General features: G+C 37.4%; 12 protein-coding genes. 11 read left to right on the top strand and 1 reads right to left on the bottom strand.

All coding sequences use genetic code 11. The annotated features are described in order from the left end of the window. The first annotated feature begins 312 nt into the window (after positions 1 to 312). The 9 genes from sdaAB to rnc all read left to right on the top strand — a co-directional run bounded on the left by sdaAB (position 313) and on the right by rnc (position 8,334). Positions 313 to 975 (top strand): L-serine ammonia-lyase, iron-sulfur-dependent subunit beta, encoded by a 663-nt coding sequence (gene sdaAB, locus DES48_RS02890; protein ID WP_113866671.1) that lies wholly within the window; start codon positions 313 to 315, stop codon positions 973 to 975. 23 nt (positions 976 to 998) lie between these two features. Further along, the gene (sdaAA, locus tag DES48_RS02885) at positions 999 to 1,883 is read left to right on the top strand and encodes an L-serine ammonia-lyase, iron-sulfur-dependent, subunit alpha (protein WP_113866669.1); all 885 of its coding nucleotides are present in this window, start codon (positions 999 to 1,001) and stop codon (positions 1,881 to 1,883) included. A gap of 5 nt (positions 1,884 to 1,888) precedes the next feature. After that, positions 1,889 to 3,925 carry an ATP-dependent DNA helicase RecG gene (gene recG, locus DES48_RS02880; protein ID WP_113866668.1) on the top strand — a complete coding sequence of 679 codons (2,037 nt, stop codon included), beginning with the start codon at positions 1,889 to 1,891 and terminating at the stop codon, positions 3,923 to 3,925. 86 nt (positions 3,926 to 4,011) lie between these two features. Beyond that, entirely contained in the window at positions 4,012 to 4,608 is a 597-nt protein-coding gene (gene fapR, locus DES48_RS02875; protein WP_113866666.1) for a transcription factor FapR, read from the top strand. Further along, positions 4,592 to 5,593, top strand: coding sequence for a phosphate acyltransferase PlsX (gene plsX, locus DES48_RS02870; protein WP_113866664.1), 1,002 nt, complete (start codon positions 4,592 to 4,594; stop codon positions 5,591 to 5,593). Before fapR ends, plsX begins: the two co-directional genes overlap by 17 nt. Position 5,594: 1 nt before the next feature. After that, positions 5,595 to 6,542, top strand: coding sequence for an ACP S-malonyltransferase (gene fabD / locus DES48_RS02865; protein ID WP_113866662.1), 948 nt, complete (start codon positions 5,595 to 5,597; stop codon positions 6,540 to 6,542). Further along, a complete protein-coding gene (fabG, locus tag DES48_RS02860; protein ID WP_113866660.1) occupies positions 6,542 to 7,282 on the top strand; it encodes a 3-oxoacyl-[acyl-carrier-protein] reductase in 741 nt (246 codons plus the stop codon). The genes fabD and fabG overlap by 1 nt, the downstream gene beginning before the upstream one ends. Positions 7,283 to 7,323: 41 nt before the next feature. Further along, positions 7,324 to 7,557 (top strand): acyl carrier protein, encoded by a 234-nt coding sequence (locus tag DES48_RS02855; protein WP_079709417.1) that lies wholly within the window; start codon positions 7,324 to 7,326, stop codon positions 7,555 to 7,557. 96 nt (positions 7,558 to 7,653) lie between these two features. Continuing rightward, positions 7,654 to 8,334 carry a ribonuclease III gene (rnc, locus tag DES48_RS02850; RefSeq protein ID WP_079709418.1) on the top strand — a complete coding sequence of 227 codons (681 nt, stop codon included), beginning with the start codon at positions 7,654 to 7,656 and terminating at the stop codon, positions 8,332 to 8,334. Positions 8,335 to 8,392: 58 nt separating this feature from the next. Here the strand turns inward: rnc and DES48_RS02845 are convergent, their stop codons facing one another. Continuing rightward, positions 8,393 to 8,617 carry a DUF1128 domain-containing protein gene (locus tag DES48_RS02845; RefSeq protein WP_281269218.1) on the bottom strand — a complete coding sequence of 75 codons (225 nt, stop codon included), beginning with the start codon at positions 8,615 to 8,617 and terminating at the stop codon, positions 8,393 to 8,395. Between the two features lie 248 nt (positions 8,618 to 8,865). Here DES48_RS02845 and smc point away from each other — a divergent pair, with 248 nt between their 5' ends. Then, complete coding sequence (smc, locus tag DES48_RS02840; protein ID WP_113866658.1) at positions 8,866 to 12,429, top strand: chromosome segregation protein SMC; 3,564 nt, start codon at positions 8,866 to 8,868, stop codon at positions 12,427 to 12,429. 46 nt (positions 12,430 to 12,475) lie between these two features. Further along, positions 12,476 to 13,489 carry a signal recognition particle-docking protein FtsY gene (gene ftsY / locus DES48_RS02835; protein WP_113866656.1) on the top strand — a complete coding sequence of 338 codons (1,014 nt, stop codon included), beginning with the start codon at positions 12,476 to 12,478 and terminating at the stop codon, positions 13,487 to 13,489. Positions 13,490 to 13,513: the final 24 nt, after the last annotated feature.

Raw genomic sequence — 13,513 nt, 5'->3', positions numbered from 1 at the left:
TTCATGCTCAGGTCATTTGCCTGAGCTTTTTCTTAAGATTATATTAGTCTGTGAACAGTAATAAGTGTAAATGGGTTTAAAGATAGTCATTTGATTATTAATAGATGCTCGGCATTCGCCGAGTTTTCTTTATGTATAAAACCGGTTATACTAGATACAAAGGAAAACTGCTTTATTTTGACTCGATAAAGCGTCTTCGTGTGTTTTTATTTTGATCGATGACGTATGCTGTCTTATGTAGAAACAAATAAAACTCGTATAGATTTTTGTAACTAAAAATAGTTTTATGAAAAAAAGGGGTGTGTAATAGCGATGAAGTTTAAATCTGTTTTTGATATTATCGGTCCAGTCATGGTAGGGCCTTCTAGTTCTCATACGGCTGGTGCTGCGAGGATTGGTCGTGCTGCTAGACATCTTTTTGGTAAAGAGCCAGAATGGGTAGAAATTTATTACTATGAATCTTTTGCGAAAACGCACCAAGGGCATGGCACGGATGTCGCCATCGTGGCTGGTATTTTAGATTTTGATACCGCAGATGATAGAATTAGAGAATCGATTGAAATTGCCAAATCCAAAGGTATCCAGTTAACATTTATGGAAGAAGATGCAGCAGTAGATCATCCAAATACCGCTCGAATTAAAATGGGAAATTCGCAGGAGAATATGGAGCTGGTTGGAATATCGATTGGTGGCGGAAAGGTGGAAATAACTGAATTAAACGGTTTTGATCTCCACTTATCTGGCAATCACCCAGCCATACTCATTATGCACAACGATCGTTTTGGTGCTATTGCTTCTGTGACACATATCCTTGCAAAGTATGAAATTAATATTGGTAGGATGGAAGTATCCAGAAAAGATGTAGGAAAAGAAGCGTTAATGGTTATCGAATTGGATCAGAATATTGAACCATATATAGAAAAAGAACTATCAGAGGCGAAACATATTTTACATATGGCCAAAGTGGTAGATTAAGAAAAAACAAAGGGGGAGTCAGCTTGTTTCGAACAGTTGCAGATTTAATAAAAATCACAGAGGAAAAAGATATTTCAATAGCAGAAGCGATGATACAACAAGAAATGGACATTCATCAAAAAACAAGAGAAGAAATTATTGCTCGAATGGAGCAAAACCTAACCGTGATGGAGAAAGCAGTCGAAGATGGGTTGAAAGGGGTACATTCACAATCTGGATTGACAGGCGGAGATGCAGTACTATTGCAAGAATATATGAAAAAACATCAACCTTTATCTGGAGAAGTAGTACTTGATGCGGTAAGTAAAGCTGTAGCAACAAATGAAGTTAATGCTGCAATGGGAATTATATGCGCCACTCCTACAGCTGGTAGTGCTGGTTGTGTACCTGGTGCGTTGTTTGCTGTCAAAGAACGCTTGCAACCAACAAGAGAACAGATGATAAACTTTCTGTTCACTTCAGGAGCTTTTGGTTTTGTTGTTGCAAATAATGCCTTTATCTCTGGTGCTGCGGGTGGTTGTCAAGCAGAAGTTGGTTCAGCGGCAGCTATGGCATCAGCAGCTGTTGTTGAAATGGCTGGTGGAACACCACAACAAAGTGCAGAAGCATTTGCGATCACACTAAAGAATATGTTAGGCCTTGTGTGTGATCCAGTTGCAGGGTTAGTTGAAGTCCCTTGTGTAAAACGAAATGCAGCAGGGGCTTCAAATGCAATTGTTTCTGCCGATATGGCATTAGCGGGTGTATCCAGTAAAATCCCTTGTGATGAAGTGATTGGTGCGATGTACAGAATTGGTAGACAAATGCCTAGCTCCTTAAGAGAAACTGCAGAAGGCGGATTGGCAGCTACGCCTACAGGTAGAGCGTTAGCAGCGAAAATTAATGGGAATCAACCAATGAAAGAGTGAATGTAATGATAGACGTACCAATTAATTCGGTGAAAGGTGTTGGGGATGCACTAGCGGCTAATTTTGCTGAGATAGGCATAACAACAGTTTCTGATTTGTTATTTTTCTTCCCTAATAGATATGATAACTATGAAATAAAACCTTTAAGTGACTTGCTACATGACGAAAAAGTAACCATACAAGGTGAAGTGATCGGTGAACCTGTGGTTACCTATTTTGGTAAGAGAAAATCTCGACTTGTTCTCCGTGTTCAAGTAGAATACGCAGTGGTGAAAGGAATTATGTTCAATCGACCTTTTGCCAAAAAGCAATTGCAACCTGGTGATTTTGTTACCTTAACCGGAAAATGGGATCAGCACCGTTTACAAATCACCATTGATCAATATAAAAAAGGAAAAGTAAAGCATGATCAACCGATACAGCCCGTTTATTATGCAAAGCAAACACTGAAATCTTCCCAAATAAAAAAAGTCATTAAACAAGCAATTGATCAGTATAGTGCAGCAATCGATGAAATTTTACCTGAACAATACTTGGAAGATTATAAGCTGTTATCACGCACAAAAGCGATACAGGAATTGCACTTTCCCTCTAGTTTTCAAACACTAAAACATGCTAAACGCAGATTTGTTTATGAGGAACTGTTACTATTTCAATTAAAAATGCAGTTGCTTCGTAAACAAAACCGTGAACGCACGAAAGGGAATAATCAAACGTTTGATTTAAGTGTGGTTCATCAATTTGTAGACCAATTACCTTTTGTATTAACAAAAGCACAACAACGTTCACTAAATGAAATTTTGCAGGATATGGCTGCACCATACCGAATGAATCGGTTGTTACAAGGTGATGTGGGATCTGGAAAGACTGCGGTAGCTGCAATTAGTCTCTATGCTTCGATCGTAGCAGGTAAACAAGGTGCTATCATGGTTCCGACAGAAATACTGGCAGAGCAACATCTTGATTCTTTACGATCTTTATTTGGGGAAAAAGCAACTATCGTGTTATTGACTGGTTCAGTAAAAGGGAAAAAACGTAAAGAGATATTAACAATGATTGAACAACGAGAAGCAGACATCATTGTTGGTACTCATGCCTTGATACAAGAAGATGTGTCGTTTGCTAATTTAGGGACGGTTATTGTTGATGAACAGCACCGCTTTGGGGTTAATCAACGTAAGGCGCTTCGTGATAAAGGCATTGATCCTGATGTTTTATTTATGACAGCAACACCGATTCCCAGAACACTAGCGATTACGAGTTTTGGAGACATGGATGTTAGTCAAATTGATGAAATGCCAGTTGGTCGTAAACCAGTTGAGACTTATTGGGTAAAAGAGAATATGTTGCCAAGACTTCTTCAATTTATTCAGAAGCAAATCGATCAGGGGTATCAAGCTTATGTGATTTGCCCACTCATCGAAGAATCGGATAAGTTGGATATACAAAATGCGGTAGAGTTGTACCAACAATTACAAGAAACATTTGAGCAAAACGTTACGGTTGGGTTATTGCATGGTCGCTTGCATAATGATGAAAAAGAAGAAGTGATGACAGCATTTGCTTCCAATCAAATTCAAGTATTGGTTTCCACTACTGTTGTTGAAGTAGGTGTGAACGTACCAAATGCAACGGTAATGATCATTTATGATGCAGAGCGATTTGGTTTGTCTCAACTTCATCAATTGCGGGGGCGCGTTGGTCGTGGGGATGTACAAAGTTATTGTATTCTTATTGCTGATCCTAAAGGTGATGTTGGAAAAGAGCGTATGCGAATTATGACTGAAACAACCAACGGATTTGCATTAGCTGAACAAGATTTACAATTACGAGGTCCAGGTGATTTTTTTGGGAAAAAGCAAAGTGGATTACCAGAATTCAAAGTTGCTGATATCGTCCAAGACTATCGTGCATTAGAAACAGCAAGGAATGATGCACAAATGATTGTATATGATAATCTATTAGAAAAAGACCCTGCTTATCAACCTTTACATGACTATTTAAAGCAAACCTTTAAAACAGATGGTATCACTTTTGATTAATAAAGACTTGCAAGAAATAAGTAGGTATTATATATTACTATTAGTACCTAGTCATAAAGATAACGCACCAGTAGGATGGTGAAAAAATGAAATTACCAAAAAGACAACGACAACAGAAATTGCGTGAAACAATAGAGGAAATGCCGTTTATAACTGACGAAACATTGGCGCAACAATTTCGTGTAAGTATACAAACCATTCGTTTAGATCGAATGGAGCTTTCCATACCCGAACTTAGAGAAAGAATTAAGTCCGTAGCTACTGATCAATGGAATGAGACTGTAAAAGCCTTGCCGATTGATGAAGTAATTGGTGAAGTCATTGATTTGGAATTAGATACTCGAGCAATTTCCATTCTTGATATTAGTCCAGAGCACGTATTTTCAAGAAATCACATTGCGCGTGGACATCATTTATTTGCCCAAGCCAACTCGTTGGCTGTGGCGGTAATTAACGATGAATTAGCGTTGACAATGAAAGCTGATATTAAATTTTCTAGGCAAGTAAACCAAGGGGAGCGTGTGGTGGCAAAAGCAAATGTAATCAAATCCTCTTCCAAGCATAGAAGGACAAAAGTGGAAGTTATTAGTTACGTAGGGAATGAAGTTGTTTTTTCTGGCGTTTTTGATATGTATCGGTCAAACGAACAAAAAGGAGAAGATCGAAATGAAATTAGCGATTGATGCTATGGGAGGAGACCATGCTCCTAAGGCAATTGTTGAAGGTGCATTGAAAGCCATTCAAGACCTTGATAATATAGAGATTGTTTTAATTGGCGATGAAAATAAAATAAAACCACTATTAACAAATACAGATCGGATTTCAATTATACATACAACGTCGATGATTACCAATGAAGATGAACCAGTTCGTTCTGTAAGAAGAAAAAAAGATGCTTCCATGGTATTAATGGCCAAGGAAGTAAAAGAAAAACGAGCAGATGCTTGTATTTCAGCAGGTAATACTGGTGCACTCATGAGTACAGGCCTGTTTCATATCGGTAGGGTGAAAGGAATTGAGCGGCCGGCGCTTGCCCCAACATTGCCTACAATTGATCAGAAAGGTTTTTTACTATTAGATGTAGGTGCGAATGTCGATGCGAAGCCCAAGCACTTAGTTCAATATGCAATTATGGGGAGTGTATATGTTCAAAAGGTTCGAGGGATTAACAAGCCAAGAGTGGGTTTGTTAAATATCGGCACTGAAGATGGTAAAGGAAATGAATTAACCAAAAATGCATTCACTTTATTATCAGATGCCCCAATTAACTTTGTCGGAAATATTGAGGCACGCGATTTATTAGAGGGTAAAGCTGATGTGGTTGTTACTGATGGATTTAGCGGTAATATTGCTTTAAAAACAATTGAAGGCACAGCGTTAGGGCTATTCTCTTTATTAAAGAAATCACTATTTTCTAGTTTGAAAGCTAAAATGGGTGCCTTGCTCGTAAAAAATGAATTAAAAGCATTAAAAAATCAATTGGATTATGCCGAATATGGCGGAGCGGGCTTATTTGGATTAGCTGCTCCTGTTATTAAAGCGCATGGTTCCTCTGATAATCGAGCGATTTATAGTGCGATTAAACAAGCATGTTATATGGTCGAGAATCAAGTGATTGACACCATCCAAACCACAGTTGATACCTTAGAAACAGAAGAGGAGGAATAACATGAAAAAAGTAGCTTTTGTGTACCCTGGACAAGGGTCACAGCAAGTTGGTATGGGGCAAGCATTATATCAAACTATCCCAACTGTAGAAGTGATGTTTAAACAAGCTGATACATTACTAAATAAGAAAATAACAAATTTAATGTTTGAAGGACCAACGGAAACGTTGACACAAACAGAAAATGCACAACCTGCATTATTATTAACAAGTGCAGCAATTACAAAAGTACTAGAAGAACAAGGCGTTAAACCTGCCATTGTTGCTGGGCATAGTCTAGGTGAATATAGTGCACTTGTAGCAGCAGGTGCTATTGCTTTTGAAGACGCGCTACCCTTAGTACATACAAGAGGTCAATTAATGGAGCAAGCATATCCGAAAGGTAAAGGAGCAATGGCTGCTGTACTTGGATTAGATAAAGAGAAGATTCAACCTGAATTGAATCATATTGCTGAGCAAATGGATCAAGTAATTGAAATTGCGAATCTAAATTGCCCTGGTCAAATTGTTATATCAGGTAACAAAGAAGCTATAGAAGAAGCGGTTACCAAATTAAAAGACGCTGGTGCTAAACGCGTGCTTCCTTTAAGTGTTAGCGGACCTTTTCATTCTTCTCTAATGAAAACAGCTGCCCAGTCGTTTGAAAAATCACTAGATGATATTACGATTAATGATGCCCGACTTCCTGTATATGCAAATGTAACAGCAACCAAGGTAAAGGAAAGTGCTACAATTAAACAGTTGTTGATTGAACAGCTTTATTCCACTGTTCGATTTGAAGAAATTGTTCGTGATATTATCGCTTCAGATGTGGATGCTATTGTCGAGATTGGTAATGGAAAAGTATTGTCAGGTTTAATCAAAAAGATCGATCGGAAAATGAAAACTTTCACCATCCAGGATCCAGATTCATTAGCTGAGTTTGTTACATGGTATAAGGAGGAAGAATAATGTTAGAAAAACAAGTAGCATTAGTCACAGGAGCTTCACGCGGAATTGGTCGCGCGATTGCCCTTGAATTAGCAAGACAAGGTGCTTCTGTTGTTGTGAATTACGCAGGAAACGAAGTGAAAGCGCAAGAAGTAGTAGATGAAATAGAAGCGCTAGGTGCTAAAGCTATTAAAATTCAAGCCAATGTAAGTGAAGAAGAGGAAGTAAAAAATTTAATTAAAGAAACAGTTGCGCAATTTGGTCGCCTCGATATACTAGTCAATAATGCTGGTATCACAAGAGATAATCTGCTAATGCGCATGAAAGAAAATGAGTTTGATGAAGTAATTCAAACAAATCTTAAAGGTGTATTTTTAACATCAAAAGCTGTTACAAGACAGATGATGAAACAGAGATCAGGTCGAATCATTAATGTTGCATCAGTTGTAGGTATTAGTGGAAATCCAGGTCAAGCTAATTATGTTGCAGCCAAAGCAGGTGTGATTGGTATGACCAAAACTGCAGCAAAAGAATTAGCTAGTAGAAATATCCTTGTTAATGCAGTAGCACCTGGATTTATCGAAACCGATATGACCAATGAATTAACAGATGAACAACGAGAAAGTATGGCTACACTCATTCCACTTGAGCGATTAGGCAAAGCAGAAGACGTTGCGAATGTTGTAAGGTTTCTAGCTTCTAGTGACGCAGCATATATTACAGGACAAACTATACAAGTTGATGGCGGTATGGTAATGTAAGTATGCGCTAAAATTTAAGCTTGAAAGGAGGTGAACGTGCAATGGCAGATACATTCGAAAGAGTTAAAAAGATCGTCGTTGATCGCTTAGATGTAGAAGAGGATAAAGTGAAAATGGAAGCCTCTTTTAAAGATGATTTAGAAGCAGATTCATTAGATGTAGTGGAACTTGTTATGGAATTAGAAGATGAGTTTGACATGGAAATTGCTGATGAAGATGCAGAAAAAATCGGAACAGTTGGTGACGCTGTGAATTACATAGATAGCCAATCCTAATTTAAGTAATGAACGAATAAATATAAAGTCTCGCTTTTATAAGCGGGACTTTTCCCACATGTATTAAAAATCTGCCAAGGTGAGGTGGAGCAAAGAATGGATTTCCAAGTATTACAAGATCAACTGTCAATTCAATTTAACAAAGAAGAACTATTACGCCAAGCCTTTACCCATTCTTCTTATGTCAATGAACATAAAAAACAGCCATTGGATGATAATGAACGGCTGGAGTTTTTGGGTGATGCAGTACTAGAATTGGGTGTCTCACAATATTTATATCGAACATACCCAAATATGGCCGAAGGGGAATTGACCAAGCTACGAGCCGCAATTGTCTGTGAGCCTGCGTTAGTTGAATTTGCAAATCAGCTCCATTTTGAACAATTTGTTTTGTTGGGGAATGGGGAAGAGCGTACAGGTGGACGAAAACGACCGGCATTACTTGCTGATGTATTTGAAGCTTTTATCGGAGCGTTATATTTAGATCAAGGGTTTACTACCGTTATTACTTTTTTACAGTCTGTTGTCTATCCGAAAATTGACCAAGGTGCCTTTTTCCATGGATTAGACTATAAAAGTCAATTACAAGAGTTAATCCAACAAGAAGGTCCACAAGAGATCGAATACGCTATTATCGAAGAACGTGGTCCGGCACACGATCGAGAGTTTGAAGCGCATGTAAGTGTCAATCAAACAGTTGTAGGTAAAGGAATTGGACGTACCAAAAAAGAAGCAGAACAACGTGCCGCGAAGCAAGCCCTTGATCATTATCAATAAAAAATGATAGTTGGCTCGTTTTTATGAATATAATTCGTAAAAACAAGCCAACTATTCATTATTTTCGAATAGAAGCTAACTCTTGAACAAAGGCCTGTGTCTCAGATACGCTGAGCTTTCCTTTCTGTCGCAGAACGTCATATAGAAGTTTTAATTGATCATATTTATTTAAATCATAATCAGCTGGATCCATAATTGATTGGTTGACTACTTGTAGTTTGTTGGCAATTTCTTTAAGCATATAATCCAGGTTTTCTTTTGTCGCTTCATCTAATCGACTCACTTCATCCACCCCTTTTTTCATGTCTGGAAAGTTAGCTATATTGTTAAAATATATCATAACACAAGCTAAACGAACCTTCTAACTCTCTCTTCTTTATGATAAAATAAATTAGTTGAAAATGAAAAGATACTTTAAAATATATTCAAAAATAAAAAGCAACCCTAAGTTGTAGTTTAAAAGGATTGCTCAAATTTTTGAAGATCTTTTTAGAATAGATAATAAATTGTAAGACTAATAGGAGAATGCATATGTTCCTAAAAAAATTAGAATCTGTTGGGTTCAAGTCATTTGCTGAACGAATTTCAGTTGATTTCGTCCCAGGGGTAACAGCAGTTGTTGGACCAAATGGAAGTGGTAAAAGTAATATCACTGATGCGATTCGTTGGGTATTAGGCGAGCAATCAGCTAAATCATTACGTGGAACGAAAATGGAAGATATTATTTTTCAAGGTAGTGATTCAAGAAAACCATTAAATGTTGCAGAAGTAACCCTTGTACTGGACAATCAAGATCAAGCGCTTCCGATTGATTATGAGGAAGTTAGTGTTACTCGACGAGTGTATCGCTCTGGTGAGAGTGAATATTTATTAAATAAACAGACATGTCGCTTAAAAGACATCATAGATTTGTTTATGGATTCTGGTCTTGGTCGGGAAGCATTCTCGATTATTAGTCAGGGAAAAGTCGAAGAAATTCTAAGTTCAAAAGCGGAAGAAAGACGAACGATCTTCGAAGAAGCAGCAGGCGTGTTGAAATATAAAAATCGTAAGAAAAAAGCTGAATATAAATTAGCTGAAACGCAAGAGAATTTAAACCGAGTAGAAGACATTATCTATGAAATTGAGGGACAGCTTGATCCACTTCGACAACAAGCATCTGTTGCGAAAGAGTATCTTGAAAAAAAAGAAACACTAAAAGAGAAAGAAATCTCTTTATTGGTTGCAGAAATCGAGCAATTACATACGCAATGGACAAGTTATCTAGCGGATATTGAACAGCAAAAAAATCAAGAAATGGAAAAAACGACAACCATTCAACAAAAAGAGGCAAATGTTGAAAAAGAACGTCATTCCATGCAGCAAACGGACGATCTAATTGAGAACTTACAAGATCGTTTATTACAGTTAACACAAGAGTTGGAGAACTTAGAAGGAAATAAACGCTTAATGGAAGAACGGTCAAGGCATTATGAAGAGAATAAAGCGTCACTTTCTGCTAATCTTAAAACCACACAAAGTAAAATAGAAGAGACATCTATGCAATTTACTGAACAAAAAAGTCAATTGACACAGTTAGTAGAAGCCCGAACTAGTATACAAAGTGAGCTAACACAATTAGAGAGTCAATTAGCAAATTCTCAAGAGAATATCGAAGAGAAAATAGAAGATTTAAAGACTGAATATATTGAGGGGTTAAATAAACAAGCCGCGAAACGTAATGAGCAACAATACGTTTCACAACAACTGGACCAGATTAGATTACGTCAAAGTAATCATGAACATAAATTCGAAGATCAATTGACGAATCGTGAAGAACTCACACATGCGCTTCAAATTTTAGAGGCAAAACTGGAAGAGATACAGACAGCTGTAAGAGAGCAACAACAACAACTCCAAGTGACAAAGCAAACATTGGAAGAAAAGAAACAAAACCATCAAGATTTGCAAGGGAAGCTTTATCAAGGATATCAGCATATCGAAAAATTAAAGTCCAAACAGGAAATGCTTGCAGATATGAAAGAAGATTTTCAAGGGTATTTCCAAGGTGTTAAAGCCATTCTACAAGCAAGGGAAGACAACCGGATTAGCGGTGTGCACGGGGCTGTTCTCGAATTAATTGACATACCGAAACAGTATTTAGTTGCCATGGAAACGGCTTTACAAACACAATCGCAACATATTGTTGTGGATAATGAAAAAAATGCGCGAGATGCTATTCAATGGTTAAAACAATCGAATAACGGAAGAGCCACCTTTTTACCACTTCAAACAATGCGACCAAAATCAATTCCAACGTCGTTATTAGAGCGTGTGAACAATATAGACGGGTTCGTAGGTGTTGCAGCAGACTTATTAACGTTTGATCAACAGTACCAGACAGTCATTAACAATTTGTTAGGAAATACGATTTTTGCTGATACATTAAAGAACGCGAATGAGATAGCAAAGCAATTAGAGAGGCGCTTCCGAGTTGTAACGCTTGATGGTGATGTGGTCAATCCGGGTGGTTCTATGTCTGGGGGAGCTAGGAAGAAAAACAATCAATCCCTTTTCACTAGAGAGAAGGACCTTCAAGAAGTTACTGAAAAGATAAACGATTATGATGTGCGTGTAAAACAATTTGAAAAAAAAGTAGCACAAGAAAAACAGCAAGTAGAAGAGCAAGAACTCCATTTAGAGCATATTAGGCAACACCTTGCGCAATTACAAGAACAAGAAAATGATCTACAAGCGAATCGAACAGAAAAGAAAGTGCAATTAAATCATATCCAAGATAATTTAGGTATCTATGATCAAGAAAAGCAACAATTTGATAGTGATTATGCCCAATTAAAGGAGCAAAAACAAACACTCCATTTGGAATTAGAACAATTGGAAACAACATTATCTAATTTGCAACAGGAAATTGATCAATTAACAAAAACAAAGAATGAACATCAAGTTAATTATCAAACACTGCAAGAGCAATTGCATCAGTTACGAATTCAATTAGCTGAGCAAGATCGAAATGTTCATCATCAAAATGAAAAAGTGAATGATCTAACCACAACATTAGACGAACTTCATCACTCAAAAGCAGAAACAGAGAAGCAATTAGAAGAGTTAATTCATTTCCACCAAAGTAGTGAAAAGCAACAGGAATTGGAGACACAACTCGAGGTGAAAGAACAAGACAAGCAAGCTACAACCGAAAAAATTCAGCAGTACAGACAAAAACGCCTAGAACAAACAAAAGTAATTGAGGATGCGGAAAAAGAAATAAAGACGTTGCAAAATCAAAAACAAGCGGTTATTGAGCAGATTCAACGTAGTGAGGTACAAGCGAATCGATTAGATGTTGAATTAGAAAACAGGTTAAACGTACTTCAAACAGAGTATACGATCACTTTTGAAAAAGCGCAGCAAACGTATACGAAAGCAACAGATATTGAAGCAGCTAGTCAAGAAGTCAAATTATTGAAACGTTCCATTGAAGAATTAGGTACGGTGAATTTAGGGGCGATTGAAGAATACGACCGCATTGAAGAACGTTATCGATTTTTAACAGAACAACAAACGGATCTTTTAGCAGCAAAAGATACGCTATATACCGTCATTGCTGAAATGGATGAAGAAATGAAACGTCGATTTGAAGATACATTTGTTCAAATTAAAGAAGAATTTTCAGTTGTGTTTGAGCAGTTGTTTGGCGGTGGGCATGCAGCTTTGCAGCTTACCAATCCAGACAACCTTTTAGAGACTGGTGTGGAGATTAAGGCACAACCTCCAGGTAAAAAAGCCCAGCAATTGGCTTTGCTCTCTGGTGGTGAACGTGCTTTAACAGCAATTGCACTATTATTTGCTATTTTAAGAGTCCGTCCCGTTCCTTTTTGTGTATTAGATGAGGTTGAGGCTGCTTTGGATGATGCCAACGTACAGCGTTTTGCTCGTTATTTACAGGATTATAGTGCAAACACACAATTTATTGTGATTACGCATCGAAAAGGGACAATGGAAGAGGCAGATGTACTGTATGGAGTAACTATGCAAGAATCAGGTGTATCTCGCTTGGTCTCTGTGAAATTAGAAGAAACGAATCAATTGGTTAAATGATATGCAAAGTTGCCAATAATAAGTATTAGTTAAGGAGAGTGTTCAGTTGAGTTTTTTTAAAAAATTAAAAGATAAATTCTCAAAAACAGAAGAAAATCAAGAAGTTTCCGACAAGTACAAGTCGGGCTTGTCAAAAACGAGAGGATCTTTTTCTAGTAAGATAAATAATTTAGTCGCACGATATCGACAAGTAGATGAAGACTTTTTTGATGATTTAGAAGAAATATTAATACAAGCAGATGTCGGTGTTAACACAGTAATGGATCTTGTTGACGAATTAAAAATGGAAGTGAAGCGCCAAAATATCAAAGATTCTAGTATGTTAAAAGATGTTATCTCTGAAAAATTAGTAGAAATTTATGCAGGGGATGAGGAAACAGTCAAAGCTGAATTAAATCTTCAGCCAAACGACTTATCGATCTTTTTATTTGTCGGGGTCAACGGTGTTGGAAAAACGACTTCGATCGGAAAATTAGCGCATCAATTATCCGAACAAGGTAAAAAAGTTGTCCTCGTTGCTGGAGATACGTTCCGTGCAGGAGCCATTGAACAATTAGATGTTTGGGGACAACGAGTCGGCGTTGAAGTAATCAAACATAGTGAAGGAAGTGATCCTGCCGCTGTTATTTATGATGGCATCCAAGCTGCACGTTCAAGAAATGCTGACGTGTTATTGTGTGATACAGCTGGACGTCTACAGAATAAAGTTAATTTAATGAATGAGTTATCTAAAGTAAAACGAGTCATTGAACGAGAAGTACCGAGCGCTCCCCATGAGGTATTATTAGTCTTAGATGCAACTACGGGACAAAATGCCTTATCTCAAGCGAAAACTTTCTCTGAAGCAACGAATGTTACGGGTATTGTATTAACGAAATTAGATGGAACCGCAAAAGGTGGAATTGTGCTTGCCATTCGAAAAGAATTAAATATACCAGTTAAATATGTTGGATTAGGAGAAAAGGTAACAGATCTAGAAGTATTTGATGCACAAGCATTTGTTTACGGCTTATTCGCTGATATGATCGAGTCAAGTGATGATGAATCCCTTGACAGTTAACAATCGCATCATCTACTATGAAGT

Origin of the sequence: Paraliobacillus ryukyuensis, assembly GCF_003315295.1 — a bacterium.
GTDB classification, from domain to species: Bacteria; Bacillota; Bacilli; order Bacillales; family Amphibacillaceae; genus Paraliobacillus; species Paraliobacillus ryukyuensis.
Note: the sequence above shows the minus strand (reverse complement) of the source record. Positions and strands in the feature narration are given on the sequence as shown.